Source organism: Rhizobium lentis (assembly GCF_017352135.1).
GTDB lineage: Bacteria > Pseudomonadota > Alphaproteobacteria > Rhizobiales > Rhizobiaceae > Rhizobium > Rhizobium lentis.
Map to the genome: position 1 here is coordinate 576,868 of NZ_CP071454.1, position 17,029 is coordinate 593,896.

16 protein-coding genes and 1 pseudogene are annotated in these 17,029 nt (G+C 60.2%); 11 read left to right on the top strand and 6 right to left on the bottom strand.

What is annotated here, in order from left to right; genetic code table 11:
• The first annotated feature begins 484 nt into the window (after positions 1–484).
• Positions 485–1,159: an extensin-like domain-containing protein gene (locus J0663_RS02890; protein ID WP_246590356.1), complete on the top strand. Its 675-nt coding sequence runs from the start codon at positions 485–487 to the stop codon at positions 1,157–1,159.
• A gap of 292 nt (positions 1,160–1,451) precedes the next feature.
• Here the strand turns inward: J0663_RS02890 and J0663_RS02895 are convergent, their stop codons facing one another.
• Positions 1,452–3,131: a formate--tetrahydrofolate ligase gene (locus J0663_RS02895; protein WP_207242971.1), complete on the bottom strand. Its 1,680-nt coding sequence runs from the start codon at positions 3,129–3,131 to the stop codon at positions 1,452–1,454.
• A gap of 125 nt (positions 3,132–3,256) precedes the next feature.
• Here J0663_RS02895 and J0663_RS02900 point away from each other — a divergent pair.
• Positions 3,257–3,514: pseudogene (locus J0663_RS02900) on the top strand (YqhA family protein); the annotation flags it as partial.
• Between the two features lie 38 nt (positions 3,515–3,552).
• Here the strand turns inward: J0663_RS02900 and J0663_RS02905 are convergent.
• On the bottom strand, positions 3,553–5,115 hold the full coding sequence (locus tag J0663_RS02905) for a COG3904 family protein (RefSeq protein WP_246590357.1): 1,563 nt from the start codon (positions 5,113–5,115) through the stop codon (positions 3,553–3,555).
• Here J0663_RS02905 and J0663_RS31150 point away from each other — a divergent pair.
• The 3 genes from J0663_RS31150 (at position 5,105) to J0663_RS02915 (ending at position 6,839) form a co-directional block, all read left to right on the top strand.
• Positions 5,105–5,506, top strand: a complete 402-nt coding sequence (locus J0663_RS31150; RefSeq protein ID WP_246590358.1) for a hypothetical protein — start codon at positions 5,105–5,107, stop codon at positions 5,504–5,506. The genes J0663_RS02905 and J0663_RS31150 overlap by 11 nt on opposite strands.
• Positions 5,507–5,582: 76 nt before the next feature.
• Positions 5,583–6,308 (top strand): helix-turn-helix transcriptional regulator, encoded by a 726-nt coding sequence (locus J0663_RS02910; RefSeq protein ID WP_207242973.1) that lies wholly within the window; start codon positions 5,583–5,585, stop codon positions 6,306–6,308.
• Positions 6,309–6,356: 48 nt separating this feature from the next.
• Positions 6,357–6,839 carry a PAS domain-containing protein gene (locus J0663_RS02915; RefSeq protein WP_207242974.1) on the top strand — a complete coding sequence of 161 codons (483 nt, stop codon included), beginning with the start codon at positions 6,357–6,359 and terminating at the stop codon, positions 6,837–6,839.
• On the opposite strand, the gene J0663_RS02920 is transcribed toward J0663_RS02915, so the two are convergent.
• From J0663_RS02920 to J0663_RS02930, 3 genes are all read right to left on the bottom strand, one after another.
• Positions 6,836–7,960 carry a DUF2333 family protein gene (locus J0663_RS02920; protein WP_207242975.1) on the bottom strand — a complete coding sequence of 375 codons (1,125 nt, stop codon included), beginning with the start codon at positions 7,958–7,960 and terminating at the stop codon, positions 6,836–6,838. The two genes, J0663_RS02915 and J0663_RS02920, sit on opposite strands and share 4 nt — an antisense overlap.
• A 236-nt stretch (positions 7,961–8,196) precedes the next feature.
• Positions 8,197–9,270 (bottom strand): hypothetical protein, encoded by a 1,074-nt coding sequence (locus tag J0663_RS02925; RefSeq protein ID WP_207242976.1) that lies wholly within the window; start codon positions 9,268–9,270, stop codon positions 8,197–8,199.
• 71 nt (positions 9,271–9,341) lie between these two features.
• Entirely contained in the window at positions 9,342–9,944 is a 603-nt protein-coding gene (locus J0663_RS02930; protein ID WP_207242977.1) for a thymidine kinase, read from the bottom strand.
• Positions 9,945–10,158: 214 nt separating this feature from the next.
• Between J0663_RS02930 and J0663_RS02935 the strand changes: the two genes are divergently transcribed.
• From J0663_RS02935 to aptA, 6 genes are all read left to right on the top strand, one after another.
• Entirely contained in the window at positions 10,159–11,115 is a 957-nt protein-coding gene (locus J0663_RS02935; RefSeq protein ID WP_207242978.1) for a choline ABC transporter substrate-binding protein, read from the top strand.
• Positions 11,116–11,187: 72 nt separating this feature from the next.
• The gene (gene choW / locus J0663_RS02940; protein WP_207242979.1) at positions 11,188–12,033 is read left to right on the top strand and encodes a choline ABC transporter permease subunit; all 846 of its coding nucleotides are present in this window, start codon (positions 11,188–11,190) and stop codon (positions 12,031–12,033) included.
• Positions 12,030–13,082, top strand: coding sequence for a choline ABC transporter ATP-binding protein (gene choV / locus J0663_RS02945; protein WP_207242980.1), 1,053 nt, complete (start codon positions 12,030–12,032; stop codon positions 13,080–13,082). The genes choW and choV overlap by 4 nt, the downstream gene beginning before the upstream one ends.
• Before the next feature lie 31 nt (positions 13,083–13,113).
• On the top strand, positions 13,114–13,863 hold the full coding sequence (locus tag J0663_RS02950) for a HugZ family pyridoxamine 5'-phosphate oxidase (protein WP_207242981.1): 750 nt from the start codon (positions 13,114–13,116) through the stop codon (positions 13,861–13,863).
• A gap of 108 nt (positions 13,864–13,971) precedes the next feature.
• Positions 13,972–14,289: an ArsR/SmtB family transcription factor gene (locus tag J0663_RS02955; RefSeq protein WP_207242982.1), complete on the top strand. Its 318-nt coding sequence runs from the start codon at positions 13,972–13,974 to the stop codon at positions 14,287–14,289.
• A gap of 340 nt (positions 14,290–14,629) precedes the next feature.
• Positions 14,630–15,955, top strand: coding sequence for an omega-aminotransferase AptA (gene aptA, locus J0663_RS02960; protein ID WP_207242983.1), 1,326 nt, complete (start codon positions 14,630–14,632; stop codon positions 15,953–15,955).
• Positions 15,956–16,035: 80 nt separating this feature from the next.
• On the opposite strand, the gene J0663_RS02965 is transcribed toward aptA, so the two are convergent.
• Entirely contained in the window at positions 16,036–16,950 is a 915-nt protein-coding gene (locus J0663_RS02965; protein ID WP_207242984.1) for an HD-GYP domain-containing protein, read from the bottom strand.
• Positions 16,951–17,029: the final 79 nt, after the last annotated feature.

Sequence of the window (17,029 nt, forward strand, 5' to 3'; positions counted from 1 at the left end):
AGGGGCTGGCTGGGCTTTTACGGATGAAGGCGAAGCAGAATTCCGCCTTCTTTTCGCCGCATAAAAAAACATGAGCCCTATTGTCAACATAAGCGGTTCCCTTATGTTGAATATTCATATCAAGTTTTAGCGATCTTTTCAGACGTTGCACAATTGCAACGAAAAACGCTCTCATGCGTTGTTTCCGGTTAAGGAATACTAGGATTTGGACGCGTTGAGAAAACTTTCGACATTGGCGATCCTTCTCGCCGCTACAGCCTTTCTTGCCGGCACCCGCTTGCCCTCACAAGGTCCCTTGCCTCAGCCCAGGCCCGATAACGCACAGGCGACAAGCCCGGCCTCCCCCTCTGAAAAGGTGGAACCGCCCGCGCCTGAAGAGGTGCCGGCCCCTCAGCCGAAACCTGAAGTAAAGGCGCCGGGAACATCGCCAGACCAGCCGTCCGCTCCGCCAGCCGAAACGGCGAAGCCCCCGCCGACAGAACCCATGCAAGGCCCGCCGCTGCCGCCGGGCAAACTCGAAAGTTCGCAGACGCCGGAAGAGACCAAGTCCCCGGCCGAGCAGACGCTCGAAGAGCAGCATCTGACGATCGAACCAGAAAGCGATGCCGAGCATGCCGAATGCACCGCCGCCCTCAAGGCGCTCGGCGTCGTCTTCAAGGACGCCCCGCGCATCGACGACGGCAACGGCTGCGGCATCGACAAGCCAATCATCGTTTCAGAAGCCCTGCCCGGCATCAAGCTGAAGCCGGAGGCGACGATCCGCTGCCCGGCAGCTCTTGCCCTTGCCCGCTGGATGAGGGAGAGCGTTATCCCGGCAGCCACCGCCGCCTTGCCCGAGCAGGGCCGCATTAACACCGTCAACCAGGCAACGGCTTATATGTGCCGCCTGCGCAACGGCGCCGAAACCGGCAAGATCTCCGAACATGCCCGCGGCAACGCCATCGACATTGCGAGCTTCCATTTCGAAAAGGGCGAGGATGTCGCCGTCCGCTCCCGGCGCGAGGACGCAACGCTCACCGGCGCCTTCCAACGCACCGTCAGCGCCGCCGGCTGCCTCTATTTCACCACCGTCCTAGACCCCGAAAGCGACTCGGCCCACGAAACCCATTTCCATCTCGACGTGATCAAGCGGAAGGGCGGTTATCGTTATTGCCACTGATCATTCAATGGCTGCGATCATCGCTTGAACCGTGCGGCGAAATGACCACATAGAGGCTGCAAAATGGGTAGAGGGGCCGGTGGCGAATTCAGATCATAGCGAACATCATCGCGGTTCTCCTGGCCGTCGCCGTCGGCTTCATCTTTACCGGTGAATTGCATTGGCTCTTTGCCGTCGGAATGCTGTTACTCGGCGCGCTGCAAAGCCTTTTTATCTGGCTGTTTGTCGATCCAGACTTTGAAAAGCGCCGGGAGCGTCGTCTGGGCGAGCGCTTCGGAAAGCCATTTCCGGATCAGAACAACCCCTCGATATAACCTTGGTCATTCAGGAAAATTCGTTCCGCCGATGGCGACTTCGGCAGGCCGGGCATCGTCATGATCTCGCCGGTAATCGCGACGACGAAACCGGCACCGGCCGACAGCCGCACCTCCCGCACGGGAACGATATGGCCTTCCGGCGCGCCGCGCAGGTTCGGATCGGTAGAGAAGGAATATTGCGTCTTCGCCATGCAGACCGGCAATTTGCCGTAACCCTGCTCCTCCCACGTCTGCAGTTGATCGCGCACCGCCTTGTCGGCCGTCACTTCGCCGGCGTGGTAGATCTTCGAGGCGACGATCTCGATCTTCTCGAACAGCGAAATGTCGTCGCCATAGAGCGGCTGGAATTTGGCCTGGCCCGATTCGGCCAACTCCACCACCTTATGCGCCAGTTCCTCGATGCCGGCCGAACCCTTGGCCCAGTGCCGACAGAGGATCGCCTCGGCGCCGAGCCTCGAGACGAACTCCTTCACCGCCGCGATCTCGGCATCGGTATCCGTGACGAAATGATTGATCGCGACGACGACGGGCACGCCGAAGCGGCGCACATTGGCGACGTGCCGGCCGAGATTGGAGCAGCCCTTCTTCAGCGCCGCGACATCCTCGGTGCCGAGATCATCCTTCTTCACCCCGCCATTCATTTTCAGCGCCCTGACGGTCGCGACGATGACGGCCGCATTGGGTTTCAGCCCGGCCTTGCGGCATTTGATGTCGAAGAATTTCTCCGCACCGAGATCGGCCCCGAATCCCGCTTCGGTCACCACGTAATCGGCAAGCTTCAGCGCCGTCTTCGTTGCCGTCACCGAATTGCAGCCATGGGCGATGTTGGCGAAGGGTCCGCCGTGCACGAAGGCCGGATTGTTTTCCAGCGTCTGCACGAGGTTCGGCTGCATAGCGTCCTTGAGCAGCACCGCCATCGCGCCGTCGGCCTTGAGGTCGCGTGCGCGCACCGGCGTCCGGTCGAAGCGGTAGCCGACGATGATATCGCCGAGCCGCCGCTCCAGATCCTTGAGATCGGTGGCAAGGCAGAGGATCGCCATCACCTCGGAGGCGACGGTGATGTCGAAGCCGCCCTGGCGCGGAAAGCCGTTGGCGACGCCGCCGAGCGAGGACACCATGCTCCTGAGTGCCCGGTCGTTCATATCCATCACCCGCCGCCAGGTCACGCGGCGGATGTCGATATTCTCTTCATTGCCCCAGTAGATGTGGTTGTCGATCATCGCCGCCAGGAGATTGTGCGCCGAGGTGACCGCATGGAAATCGCCGGTGAAATGCAGGTTGATATCTTCCATCGGCACGACCTGTGCATAACCGCCGCCGGCCGCACCGCCCTTGACGCCGAAGCAGGGACCGAGGGAAGCCTCGCGGATGCAGACGACCGCCTTTTTGCCGATGCGGTTCAGACCATCGCCGAGACCGACGGTCGTCGTCGTCTTGCCTTCGCCCGCCGGCGTCGGATTGATCGCGGTGACGAGGATAAGCTTGCCGTCATTTTTGCCCGCCTGCGCCGCGATGAACTCGGCGCTGACCTTCGCCTTGTCGTGACCGTAAGGAGCGAGCTGCTCGACTGGTATACCGAGTTTCGCCCCGATCTCGAAGATCGGCTTCTTGGCCGCCGCGCGCGCGATTTCGATATCGGATTTCATTGACGGCATAGGTGCTCCCCCTCCCCGGCCTCCGCAGCAGCGGAGCCGATGTTTCCTCTTCATCGGATAACGAAATATCGGCGGGGTGTGAATAGCGCGGCGCCTTGTGGCTACCTATCCTGTCGAGCCGGGACAGCCGCTTTGATGAGGCCGGCGACGCCGACAACGAACTCTCCTTTCTCGGCAAGCTCGATTCAGGCAGCCTGAAGATCAAGGTTGCCTCCTCGATCGTCGCCATCTCCTCCATCCACCTGCTGCAGGTCTTTCTCAATGCCGACAAATATGACGACGGCAAAATGATGTGGCTAACGCTCATGCACCTCACCTTCGTCACCTCCGCCGTCATGCTCGGCTTCCTGGAGAAGCTGATGAGCGTCACGTCGAAAAACGATGAAGGACGGGAATTGACGGGACAGCCCTCAGCCCGGCTTCAATTTGCCAAACCCGCGGCAGGAGCAATCTCTACGGCCTTCTGATTTCTGGGGCATCGGAGACTCTCCTTCGCCCCTGGTCCACAGACATGCAAACCCGGCTCTTCCCCATAGGGAATAGCGCCATTGATGATGCCGAGTGCCATCTGCTGGTACTGAAGCAGATCGCCTCTGCCGCTGGGCGGCGTGATCATCATCGTGTCGAATGCGTCGCTACTGACGCCCATCTCCAGGAAATAGGAGAGAAATTTCTCACGCTCAGCCTCTGTGAGCTCGCTCTTGCCGGGTTGATTGAGGCCGACGACGGAATTTCCCACGAGCCGCGGTGTTCCGCCCATCAGGACAAAGGTACAGCTCGAAAAGCAGTAGGCACCACCCGCAAAAACCTCCCCTTCGGTCGGTCCGCTTTTGGCCATGCTCGCCTTGCAACGGGGATCCTGCATTGGGCAATTCGGCAACCGCGTTCTACCGACTGAGGTCTCCAGGCCTGCCGCACGGATCATACGCCCCATCGCGAAAGCCGCATTCAAATCCCCACCATACGACTGAAGGACGATCGGAAGCTTTCTTCCGTCGAGTGTCTCCAGAAACGCCTTCAGCCGAGCCGGTGTATCCGGGGTGATGTCACCATCAGCGGAAATCCACTGCGAGCACTCTTCCTGGCAATTACCGTTGAACATCAGCAGAAAATCCATCGGCTGGGTTTTCGGCAGGCTCTCGCCATACACGGCGGCATTCTGCACGGCGGCAGCTGCCACGGGTGCGCTAGCTGCCACGGGCGCTTGAGCTGCCGGACGGCGACGGCAAACCGTTTCGGCCGCAGCGTCCGGTGCGCAAAGCGGCATGCCGGGCCACTCGTTGAACGCCAGCATCTCCGTCATGAGACCTGTTCGAAGACCGTCTCCAGACGGCACGATGTGGATGCTGTCGGGCGCGGCGCTCATCATCATGCCGATCACATCCTCGTCGACGCCCATTTCCTTCAAATAGCCCCTCAGGGCGGCGGTGGCCTTCTTGCCGAGTTTGGTGGAGCTGCTCTGCCCAGCTGACTTGCGTCCAACTTCCTTGCGGGAGATTTCCTTCTTCTTCCCGTTTACGATCTTATATTCGATGCGGTAGGAGACGCGCACCTTGTTATAGACCGTCGTGATCTGGTGGACACCGATGAGGGCCCATTGCGACGCGACACGCGACGTACCGCCTGCGAATGCCAGCGGACAAGCGGAAAAACAATATGCGCCGTCCGAATAGGTGTTGCCAAGCGCCGTCCCGTCCTTTGCGATAGCCGCATCGCAGCGCGGATCGTTCGCCGGGCAATCCTTCAGCCTCGTGCCGCCCACCGCCGTTTCCAAACCGGCTTTGCGAATCATCCGGCCCATCGCATAGGCGGCATCGACATCACCGCCCTCGGAACGGAAGACGATCGGGAGCTTCCGGTCGCCGATCTTCTTAAGGATTTTTCGGAGTTGCACCGGCGTATCGGAGGTTATGCGTCCCTCTGCCGATATCCATCCCGGACAGTCTTCCATACAGAGAAGACGATTCACAAGGATGAAGCGCATCGGCGGCTGCCCTGCCGGCTTCTTCTGCCCGGCAGCCTGCGAGGTTGCGGCACCGATCGGCAAGCTCAATAGAAGAAAACCAAGTAATATAAGAAAAAACAGATACCTCAGATGCAAGCGGGATGCAAAGCGCACGATTAAATCGCCTCAGTTATACATGCTGATACGCTTAGCAATTGCATCATATCGCAGCAAGTCGGATTTCGACGTCTCTCGCCGCCTGGCTCTTCCCGAGGTGATTCTCTTCCCGCCTGGCGCAGCCGGATCCGCAACTATCCCGCCGCAGGAGAAGTCAAAGATACCACAACGCTACTTGCACAACCGCGACTCGACCGAAGACGCGCGCAATTGTGTGACTATTTCTTCACAATTCGCATTAATCGGTTTATGACAAGTCAATTGGGCTAGCATCCAGCGGTGTTTCTGTATTGGATTGCGTTAACATTGAGGCTGCCGGGGGCGTACAAATGTCTTACATGTCCACCTCTCAGAGACAGTCGTTGCTTTCGGCGGAGCTTGCAGTAGCAGGGACGCGCGGCCAGTTTGCGCAGGCGCTCGGCGGAGTGTCCGCCGCCTTCGGGCTGTCGCATGCGACGTTGATGCACGCCCCCTCGCCGGAAGACCTTCTCCTGAAACCGCTGTTGATCGAAAGCTCGCTTCCCGCAGCCTACATCCGAGATTTCGATCGCGGCAACATGATGCGCGGCTGCCCTTTTGGCGTGCGGCTGAGAGAGTCGGCCGTGCCGCAGGCTTGGCATCTCGACGATGCCGTCAATGGGCAGGCCTTTCCGGCCGAACTGCGCGCCCTGATGCTGCGCTATGCAATACCTGCCGGCGTTGCCATGCCTACCATTGCAGTCGATGGCCGGCGCCTGGTCTTCTGGTTCTGCGGCGAGCGTGCCGCGCTCGGCCAGAGCGAGATCAACGAGTTGGCGATCATCATCCTCCACGCCCTAGACGCATACAACGCCGTCAGACGGAACGAGGAAAGCGCGCACAATGCGCTGTCGGCTCGTGAACTCGAAGTCGTGCGCTGGACGGCACAGGGCAAGACCTCGATCGAGATCGGCCAGATTCTGACGCTCTCTGATCATACGGTGAATGCCTATATGACCAATGCGATCAAAAAACTTGATTGCGTCAATCGCACCCAGTTGGTAGCAAAAGCAATTCGATTGAAGCTGATCAGCTGAAGAATCAGATACAGTTTCAGCACGTCGTCCCGTGAAATTGGGGGAATCGTGTCTCTTCGCTTCGAACAGCCCGTCATTGACAAGGTAGAACAGTCCCGCGCCCATATCGGCATCACCGATGCGGAAATCGTCCAGATGGTTGCTGCCTATCGTCTTTTCGGCTTCTGGCGCATCGACATCGAAACCGGACATTTCTTTGCAAGCCAGGATGTCCACACGATCTTCGATCTTCCCTATAGCGACGGACCGGTCAATCTGACCGAACTGATGTCGCGCATTCACGAGGAAGACCGCGGTCTGATCGCCCAGACCTTCGAGGAGGCAAGCCTTCAGGGCGTCGGCTTCCATTTCGTCTATCGCGTCGACAACCGGCTTGGCGGCTATAAACTGGTGCGCAGCATCGGCCGCTTCCGTGACGATGCGAGCGGCAGCGGCATCGTCGGCGTCACCTACGAATTCGTAGAGAAACTGCGCGTCGTTGGCTTCGAGGATCATACAGCGCGCCGCCAGCCTCTGACGCGCAACGCTTAACGATCGAGAATGGACCGGATCTCGACGAGGTTCGAGCGCACCCGCAGAATATAGAAGCCCATGGTGGCGAGGTGGCTTGGCATGATCCAGCCGTCCTCGCGCCCGTTCGAGATGATCGCCGGCTGGATGCGCAGTGCCGCCTGGAACTGCCGCGTCGTGCCGCCCCAGATCGCGCCGAGATTGCGTTCCTGAACCACCTGCGAGAAATCGGCCTGCGCGGCGCTCAGAATTGCGTGGTAGGCGTAGAGCTGGCCGTAGGCGAACCAGAATCGATCGTCGGCACGCGTATCGAACCAGCCGCGATTATGGTGCTCCGAGCGTTCTGCGAGCATGTCGGAGGTGCTGCCGAGATCATTGGCGATACGGTCGATGAACTGCATCAGATTGTCGGCGCGGCCGTCGAAAATGGCATTGCAGGCAGCGAGATCGGTGTTGAATTTGCGCAGGTCTCCGATCGCCGTGCGATAGAAGGAAGGCGTCGGCGTCTTCGGACCGAAGGGATTGAGCCCGAAATACCAGCTGTGTTCGTCGAACTGCAGATTGCCGCGCGCGCGCTGCAAATCGTTATTGATACCCGAGGTGCCGCGCACGCGCCCGAGCGTATCGACAAGCTCCGCCGAAGTACGACGAACCGCCTGATTGATGCCGCGCTGGAACGAAGCCTTGTTGTCGAGGAAGGGCGTGTGATCCCAGTCGATACCGAAGAAGCCCGCCTTGTAGAGCAGCATGGAGGATATCCATGCGTTCTGGTTGACATTGAAATCGGTCAGGTCGGCCGTGACGTCGACGATAGCCGAGCGCTGGCAGGTTTTGGCGGTCGCAGCACCCTCGGCGGCCGGCAGTTGCTGCCCGGCGGGGACCTTGCGTTCGGAAAGCCGGTATTGCTCGACGAAGGCGGTGTTGAAGTTCGACCAGACCTGCGTCTGCCAGAAGAAATAGCCGTAAAGCACGACGAAGAGCGCGACGAATGCGATGATAGGCAGCCGGATCATCCAGCTCCGGCGCTGGTACCAGCCATGCGCGGCAAGAAAGGGCCAGAACGCCCAGGCGGAAAACAGGCGGACCTGGCGGCCGATCGTCTGGCCGATCAGCCTGAAAAAACCGGCTATCCGGTCAAGCATCGTCGTCTCCTGTCAGGCGAGGCGGACACTGCAGCGCCGCGCGTTTTTAAGACGCGCTAAGGACGCTGCAGCACTTTGAGTTGCTGCATAATTCCTTAAATCGATTCCGATCTGAGGAATTATGCAGGAGGACATCGCCGCCCCGTTGCATCCACATATGCGCTCGGTAGGCCGAGCACAACACGCGCCTCTCGATTTTTGCGAATGAAAGCAGCGCGAACGGCGTGCCTTGCGGATCAGGAGCGCAGGAACGGCAGGTTGAAGCGGAAGGGCCTGCGGGCCGGGTCGATCAGCGGCGCTCCCGATATTTCCGGCGGCGGTTCGGCATAGGCCTTAAACTTTCCGGCGGCTTCGAGATCAGCGCGGCCCTTGCGCCGCTCCAGATCCTGGGCGACCAGCATACCCTTCTCGAACAGCCTGATTGGCGCCGCGATGTCCGGAAAAAATTCGGGCTTGATCCTGACCTTCATGCCCGGCCGGTCGGTATCGACCTGCGCCTGATAGATGATCAGCCGCTCCTCGACATCGATCATCAGCTTGCGCAGCAGCACGTTGCAGGCGGCGATCCGGCCATTCAGTGAATCGACGAAGGCCTGGAACAGGCCGATGAAGCGCTCGCGCCGCTGGCTTTCGTCCCGCATCTCGTGCTCCTCGCCGGAAATGCGCTCTGCCTCCGCCTTCAGCGCCCGCCGCTCAGCCTCCATCTGCTCCCAATGCGCCCTGTTGCCGTAGACGCCGATCCGGCCCTCGGTTGTCAGCGCCTTGGCGTTGAGTTCCTTCATTTTCAGGCGGGCGATATCGATGGAATCGACCAGCCGGCGCCGCTGCTCGACGATGTCGACGAGGCCGCGTTCGGCTTCCTTATGGCGTTCGATGATCGAAGTGCGCTGGCTGGCGATCAGCCTGGCGAGTGCATCCGATTTCGCCAGGAGGTCGAGCAGCCGCTCGATGACGGGCGCCTCGCGCACGCGTTCGGTATACATGCGCCACATCCGCTGGCGCGACGTCCAGCCGGCCATCTTCTCGCGCAACGTCAATCCGCGAAAACTGTCGAGATCGGCCGAAACCTCGGCCGTCATCCGGTCGAGCGAAAAGACCAGCCCGGCAAGCAATGCATCCAATGCGGCATTATCGGCGATGTGGGTCTGGAAACGCCCATTCTGTTCGAGGAAGACCTCGTCGGCCGACCGAGTCTCGTCACCGTCAAAGGCACGGATGCACGCCACACAATAGGCTGCCTCGGCCGCGATCTTCTCGGCGAGGTCGCCTGCGGCTTCACGCTGGCTGTCGAATGGCGGGGCTTTGCGCACCTGATCTCTCCAGGGAATCTCCTGCCCAACCTAGCCGCTTGCAGCGCCGAAGAAAACAGGCGGCGTCGGCCTCAGACCGGCTCGGCGATCCAGGCGCCGTTCATTTCGTCGTCCCAATGCCGGCGGCAGAGCGAGACATATTTCTCGTTGCCGCCGACGTCGATCTGCGCGCCTTCGTGCAACACCTTTCCCCCCGCATCGAGCCGCACCACCATCGTGGCCTTGCGCCCGCAATGGCAGATCGTGCGCACTTCGCGCATCTCGTCGGCGATCGCCAGCAGCTCCTGCGAGGCCGGAAACAGCTTGCCCTGAAAATCCGTTCTCAGCCCGTAGACCATGACCGGGATGCCGAGCCTGTCGACGATGCGGGCAAGCTGCCAGACATGGAGAGGAGTCATGAAATGCGCCTCGTCCACGAAGACGCAGGAGATCGACGCCCCATCGGCGTTCAGCGCCGTGATCAGCCGGAACAGATCCTCGTCCGGCTCGAACGGAATGGCACTCGCCTCCAGTCCGATCCGCGAACCGATGACGCCGCGACCGGCGCGCTCGTCAAAGGCGGCGATCAGTTGCACGGTACGCATGCCGCGCTCCTGATAATTATAGGAGGCCTGCAGCAGCATCGTCGATTTGCCGGCATTCATCGTCGAGTAGTTGAAATAGAGCTTTGCCATCCGAGTTCTCCTTGATCGGTTTATTGAAAGCTCCGACAGGCAAAGAAAAGCCCGTAACGGCAATAATCACAGGAATCGGCGCCAAAACCGGCCACTGCGAAAAATCTGCAGACGTCGCAATCGCACCCGTCGATACGACGCAAACACACTGAGGTCGCTTGTCAAACTGGGTTATTGGTGATTGGCTTGGGGAACTAAAGACTGGGAGTCTAATATGAAAACAATAAGCACATTCAAACTCGTCACCGCTACTGCCGTCGCTGCCCTCTCCGTCGCGACTGCTGCCTTCGCCGCCGATCCCGACAGCTGCTCCACCGTCCGCTTCTCGGACGTCGGCTGGACTGATATCACCGCCACCACCGCCACAGCATCCGTCGTCCTGAAGAGCATCGGCTATGAGACCGACGTCAAGGTTCTCTCGGTGCCGGTCACCTACACTTCGCTAAAGAACAAGGATATCGACGTCTTCCTCGGCAACTGGATGCCGACGCAGGAAAAGGATGTCCGCCCTTATATCGACGACAAATCGGTCGAATCCTTCGGCCCCAACCTCGTCGGCGCCAAGTACACGCTCGCAACCAACGCCAAGGGCGCGGAACTCGGCATCAAGGACTTCAAGGATATCGCCGCCCACAAGGACGAACTCGACGGAAAGATCTACGGTATCGAGCCCGGCAATGACGGCAACCGCCTCGTCATGGATCTGATCGAAAAGAACACCTTCGGCATGAAGGATATGGAAGTCGTCGAATCCTCGGAACAGGGCATGCTCGCGCAGGTCGCTCGCGCCGAGAAAGCAGGCAAGCCCGTCGTCTTCCTCGGCTGGGAACCCCATCCGATGAACACCAATTTCAAGCTGACCTACCTGACAGGCGGCGACGACGTCTTTGGTCCCGATTTCGGTGGCGCTAAGGTTTACACCAATGTCCGCGCCGGCTATCTCGGCGAATGCCCGAATGTCGGCGCGATGCTGAAAAACCTGACGTTCTCCCTCGACATGGAAAACCAGATCATGGGTAAGATCCTCAACGACGGCAAGGAGCCCGAGGCCGCGGCGACCGAATGGCTGAAGGCGAATCCTTCCGCCCTCGAGCCCTGGCTTGCGGGCGTCAAGACCCGCGACGGCAAGGGCGATGCGCTGGCCGCTGCCAAGACCAGCCTTGGCCTTTGATAATGTGAACGGGGCGGCTCGCCGCCCCTTTTCATTTTGTCCATAGTTGATTTTTTCGGATAGGCGCGCCCCTTGAATTGGATCACCGACTTTAAGATTCCCATTGGCCCCGGGGCCAAGTCCTTCGTGGATTGGCTCACCTCGAACGGCGCCTGGTTCTTCGACCAGCTCGCCTCCCTGCTGTCGCACGTCATCGACGGCCTGCTCTTCGTGCTGCAGGAGCCTCCCCCGCTGATCGTCATCGCCGCCATCGCCGCCATCGCCTTCTGGCTACGCCGGTCGATCGCGGTCACCCTCTTTACCTGCCTTGGCCTGCTGCTCATCATGAATCAGGGCTACTGGAAGGAAACGACGGAGACGCTCGCTCTCGTGCTCGCCTCCACTTTCGTCAGTATGGTGATCGGCATTCCGCTCGGCATTGCAGCGGCCCGCCGCGCCTGGGTCTATGCCGCGATGCGCCCGGCGCTCGATTTGATGCAAACCATTCCGACATTCGTCTATCTGATTCCGGCGCTGATCCTCTTCGGCCTCGGCATGGTGCCGGGCCTGATCGCGACCGTCATTTTCGCCATCCCTGCCCCCATCCGGCTGACGCGCCTCGGCATCATTTCGACCCCGCCATCCCTCGTCGAAGCCGCGGTTGCCTTCGGCGCCAGGCCAATGCAGGTGCTGCGCAAGGTCGAGCTTCCCTTCGCCGCGCCGCAGATCATGGCGGGCCTCACCCAGACCATCATGCTGTCGCTGTCTATGGTGGTCATCGCTGCCCTCGTCGGCGCCGATGGTCTTGGCGTGCCTGTCGTGCGCGCACTGAATACCGTCAACGTCGCCAAAGGCTTCGAAGCCGGTCTCTGCATCGTCATCCTGGCGATCATTCTCGACCGCATGTTCCGCACGGCGGATGAAGGAGATGGCGCATGACCGCGGTTAGCTTCAAGAATGTCAGCATCATCTTCGGCGACCGGCCGGAAACCGCGCTTGCCATGGCCGACCAGGGCAAAACGCGTGACGAGATCGGCACCGCGACCGGCCTGGTGCTCGGCGTCGCCAATGCCTCGCTGACGATCGAGGAAGGCGAGATCCTCGTGCTGATGGGCCTTTCCGGTTCCGGTAAGTCGACGCTGCTGCGCGCCGTCAATGGGCTCGCCCCCGTAGTGCGCGGCGACGTCTCGGTGTCGACATCCACTGGTCCCGTCAACCCCTATAGATGCAATGCCAAAGCCCTGCGCGACCTGCGCACCCACACCGTTTCCATGGTGTTCCAGCAGTTCGCGCTGCTGCCCTGGCGCACCGTCGCCGAGAATGTCGGCTTCGGCCTCGAGCTTGCCGGCATGCCGGAGGCCGAACGCAAGGTCCGCGTCGGCGAGCAGCTCGAGCTCGTCAACCTGACGAAATGGGCCGACCGCAAGGTCAACGAACTGTCAGGCGGCATGCAGCAGCGTGTCGGTCTTGCCCGCGCCTTTGCCACTGGCGCACCGATCCTGCTGATGGACGAGCCTTTCTCGGCGCTCGATCCTTTGATCCGCACCCGGCTGCAGGACGAGCTCCTGGAGTTCCAGCGGCGGCTGAAGAAGACCATTCTCTTTGTCAGCCACGATCTCGACGAGGCCTTCCGCATCGGCAACCGCATCGCCATCATGGAGGGCGGCCGGATCATACAGTGTGGAACGCCGCACGACATCGTGAAGAATCCTGCCGACCAATATGTCGCCGACTTCGTGCAGAACCTCAATCCGATCAACATGCTGACTGCCGCCGACGTCATGCAGCCCGGCCTCGGCCAGACGGCCGCCGGCATGAGCGTCAGCGCCACGGCCCGCGCCGCGACCCCGCTCGTCGATGTCCTCGACGTCCTCGCCCGCCAGCCGGGCAGCATCGGCATCGTGGAAAACGGCGCGGTCATCGGCACCATCACCGCCCAGGATATCGTCGCCGGCCTCACCCGCCATCGCCGCAAGGAGGACGCTTGATGTTTTCAAGCCGCTTTGCGACAAGGCGGTCATGAAAGATCAACCCTCGCCCTTACGCGAAACCGACGATGAGGCCCGCAGGCTCGCCCGCGTGCTGTTGCGCTCCGCACGGTACGCGGCGATTGCCGTTCTCGATCCGGACACCGGTTTTCCCTTCGCCAGCCGCGTCCTCCTCGCCACGGATATCGACGGCGCGCCCGTCATCCTTGTTTCGAAGCTTTCGGCTCACACCAAGGCGCTCACGAAAGATCCACGCGCCTCGCTGCTCACCGGTGAACCAGGCAAGGGCGATCCCCTCGCCTATGGCCGGCTGACGACCCAATGCATTGCGGAGCCGGTGGAGAGGGGGCATCGGTTCCACGAGCGCATTCGCGCGCGTTTTCTTGATCGCCATCCCAAGGCAAAACTTTATATCGATTTTCCCGATTTCCTCTTCTTCCGCCTCAAACCGGAGCAGGCGAGCCTCAACGGCGGCTTCGGCCGCGCCTACCGTCTCGACGGAAGGGACCTCATCATCCAATCGTCCGCAAACGAGGCAATCGCCGCCAAAGCGGCCGAAACAGTGCGAGATTTAGTAGAGCGCCATCCCGATGTGGCGGATAGCCTTGCAGAGCGCTTAAACGCCCCGAAATCGGCTGCTTGGCGCATCTGCGGCATCGATCCGGCAGGTTTCGAGATCATTTCCGGTGACTTTTTGCTGCGATACGAATTCGAAACCCTCGCTGCGGATTCCGATCACATTTGTTCAAACATATCTAAAATAGCATACTCGATACCTTAAATTTAGGTATATACAATCTTCGAGCCTAGTTGCTAATTTCGTCCGCCAGCTTCGGCAGGCGGCCTGTACAGACAGATGACGTACGTTTCGCATTAGGAAGATAACATTATGGAAACCCCTGATTTGGCTGACCACACGAATGTGGCGGCAGCACTATTGTCAGCCATGGCCAACCCCAAAAGATTGCTGATCCTGTGCAGCCTGGTGAAGGGCGAAGTCGCCGTCGGCGTGCTTGCCGCACAAGTTGGCCTCAGCCAGTCGGCTCTTTCACAGCACCTTTCGAAGCTGCGCGCACAGAAACTGGTCAAGACCCGCCGCGACGCGCAGACCATCTATTATTCGAGCACGTCCGAGCCGGTCATGAAGATCCTCGCGACGCTTGAAGACATCTATCTCGTTGCGAGCAGAAACAGATCTGCCGCCTGATGATAGCGCTGACATGAACGTCGGCCGGTGCCGCCCCGCACGGGATTGCACCGGCCGCAAGCCGCGGCACTCGTATTTCAGCACCTGAACCTTAACGACACGACCGGCAAATCGCGCGATTTGCCGGTCGTGTCTTTTTGGGGAATTCTTGATGACCTTCGTCGGGTGCCGCCCTGGTCCGACTGCCGGCTTCTGCTGGCGATGCAGCGTCGGATGCTGAATAGAAGCATGTGCGGCTTTTCTCGTTGACGCCTGGGGAAGCCCTGATAATTTGACCGGGCAGTAAAAATTCGGGGCGACAAGCCCCCGGGAACGGGCCATCAACGGCCAGGAGAACAGCATGTCCAACCGTCTCAATGCACCGAACGATCTTCGCGCCTTCTGGATGCCGTTCACGGCAAATCGCCAGTTCAAGAAGGAGCCGCGGTTGTTCGTCGGCGCCAAGGACATGCATTATACCACCCATGACGGCCGCCAGGTGTTGGACGGCACCGCGGGCCTCTGGTGCGTCAACGCGGGCCACTGCCGTCCGAAGATCACCGAGGCGATCCGCGAGCAGGCGGGCGAACTCGATTATGCGCCGGCCTTCCAACTCGGACATCCCAAGGCCTTCGAACTGGCGAACCGCTTGGTCGACATCGCCCCGGAAGGCCTGGACCACGTCCTCTACACCAATTCCGGTTCCGAATCCGTTGAGACCGCGCTCAAGGTGGCGCTTGCCTATCACCGCGTGAAGGGCAACGGCTCGCGCTTCCGCCTAATCGGCCGCGAGCGCGGCTATCATGGCGTCAACTTCGGCGGCATCTCCGTCGGCGGTATTGTCGCCAACCGCAAGATGTTCGGCACGCTCCTGACCGGTGTCGATCACATGCCGCACACCCACCAGCCCGGCAAAAACAACTTCACCCGCGGCGAGCCTGAGCATGGCGGCGACATCGCCACCGAACTCGAGCGCATCGTTACGCTTCACGACGCCTCAACCATCGCCGCCGTCATCGTCGAGCCGGTGGCGGGCTCCACCGGCGTGCTGATCCCGCCGAAGGGCTATCTGCAGAAGCTGCGCGAAATCTGCACCAAGCACGGCATCCTTCTGATCTTCGATGAAGTCATTACCGGTTTCGGCCGTCTGGGCGCCCCCTTCGCCGCGCAATATTACGACGTCAAGCCCGACATGATCACCACGGCAAAGGGGCTGACCAACGGCGTCATCCCGATGGGCGCCGTGTTCGTCACCTCCGAGATCCATGACGCCTTCATGAACGGCCCGGAGCATATGATCGAATTCTTCCACGGCTATACCTATTCCGGCAATCCGATCGCATCCGCCGCTGCGCTCGCCACGCTCGACACCTACAAGGAAGAAGGCCTGCTCACCCGCGCCGCCGAGCTTTCCGACTATTGGGCCGATGCGCTGCATTCGCTCAAGGACTGCCCCAACGTCATCGATATCAGAAACACAGGCTTGATCGGCGCGATCGAACTCAATCCGATCGCCGGCGAGCCCACCAAGCGCGCCTTCACTGCTTTCCTAAAGGCCTATGAAAGCGGCCTGTTGATCCGCACCACCGGTGATATCATCGCGCTTTCCCCGCCGCTGATCATCGAGAAACATCATATCGACGAGCTCTTCGGCAAGCTGCGATCCATCCTCCAGAACAATATCTGAAGGCGCTTCCGAGCCCTTTCCACTCAAGACCCGCGATGACCAATGGTCTCGCGGGTCTTTTGGTCTGAAGATGCGAAACCTCAGCTCACAGAGGCGACGGAAAGGCAAAGGGCGAATTTTTTCAGCAGCTGGCGATCGAAATGCCCCTCAGCGCCGAACATCCATTTCAATGCCTCGCTCGCGCTCCATGGCTCCTTATACGGCCGCACGGACGTGATGGCGTCATAGACGTCGCAGATCGTTGCAATCCGCGTGTGGAGACTCACCTCGCTGCCGGACAATCTGCGCGGATAGCCCTTGCCGTCGATGCGCTCGTGATGATTGAGGCAAACGTCGAGAACGATCTCCGACAGACCCTCCTGCCGCGACAGGATCGCGTGCCCCTTCTCCGGATGGTCGCGGAGCAAGCTGATCTCGTCCTTTTCGAGGGGCCCTGCCTTGTTGAGCACCTCAAGCGGAATTTCAAGCTTGCCGACATCGTGCAGCAAACCCGCGGTGCCGAGCATCTGAATCGTATGTTCGTCGAGAGCGAGATGGCGGCTGAAAAGAATCATCAGGGCGCTCACCGAAATGGAATGCAGAAAGGTCACTTCGTCTTTTGATTTCAGACGCGTGACGCTCAGGAAAACCGCAGGGTTCTCATCCATGGATTTGGAGACCGAAGAAAGCACCGGCGCCAAGTGATCGACGCTGATTCCCTCACCATTTCGCAGCCGCGCGAAAGCCTTTTCCAGCAGCTGCACGGATTTCTGGACGCTCTCGCGGGCGGCCTGGATGTCGATCTCGATGTCGCGGCCCGGCAGGCCGTTGGTATCGAGCCCCTTGCTGGTATTGATGACGACGCTGACAGTACCGCATTTACGAATTTTGGCGGCATCCACCTCGCGCCGCAGCGGAAATCTGCGCTTGGACAAAAACGGGTCCTGCCACAAGCCCTCGATCGCCTCCACAAACATCCCGATACGCACCTGACCGGCATCGATACGCTTGAGCATCCAGATCTCTGTTTCCCTATATATCTATGTAATCTTGGAATAGTTCTCTTTTCAATGCGGCGGCATGGGGGTCTCACGG

Coding starts and splice junctions, on each gene's coding strand:
- J0663_RS02890 (WP_246590356.1), top strand. CDS start 485: ATGCAAGGCCCGCCGCTGCCGCCGGGCAAACTCGAAAGTTCGCAGACG.
- J0663_RS02895 (WP_207242971.1), bottom strand. CDS start 3,131: ATGCCGTCAATGAAATCCGATATCGAAATCGCGCGCGCGGCGGCCAAG.
- J0663_RS31150 (WP_246590358.1), top strand. CDS start 5,105: ATGAAGCGCATCGGCGGCTGCCCTGCCGGCTTCTTCTGCCCGGCAGCC.
- J0663_RS02905 (WP_246590357.1), bottom strand. CDS start 5,115: ATGCGCTTCATCCTTGTGAATCGTCTTCTCTGTATGGAAGACTGTCCG.
- J0663_RS02910 (WP_207242973.1), top strand. CDS start 5,583: ATGTCTTACATGTCCACCTCTCAGAGACAGTCGTTGCTTTCGGCGGAG.
- J0663_RS02920 (WP_207242975.1), bottom strand. CDS start 7,960: ATGCTTGACCGGATAGCCGGTTTTTTCAGGCTGATCGGCCAGACGATC.
- J0663_RS02930 (WP_207242977.1), bottom strand. CDS start 9,944: ATGGCAAAGCTCTATTTCAACTACTCGACGATGAATGCCGGCAAATCG.
- J0663_RS02935 (WP_207242978.1), top strand. CDS start 10,159: ATGAAAACAATAAGCACATTCAAACTCGTCACCGCTACTGCCGTCGCT.
- choV (WP_207242980.1), top strand. CDS start 12,030: ATGACCGCGGTTAGCTTCAAGAATGTCAGCATCATCTTCGGCGACCGG.
- J0663_RS02950 (WP_207242981.1), top strand. CDS start 13,114: ATGAAAGATCAACCCTCGCCCTTACGCGAAACCGACGATGAGGCCCGC.
- J0663_RS02955 (WP_207242982.1), top strand. CDS start 13,972: ATGGAAACCCCTGATTTGGCTGACCACACGAATGTGGCGGCAGCACTA.
- aptA (WP_207242983.1), top strand. CDS start 14,630: ATGTCCAACCGTCTCAATGCACCGAACGATCTTCGCGCCTTCTGGATG.
- J0663_RS02965 (WP_207242984.1), bottom strand. CDS start 16,950: ATGCTCAAGCGTATCGATGCCGGTCAGGTGCGTATCGGGATGTTTGTG.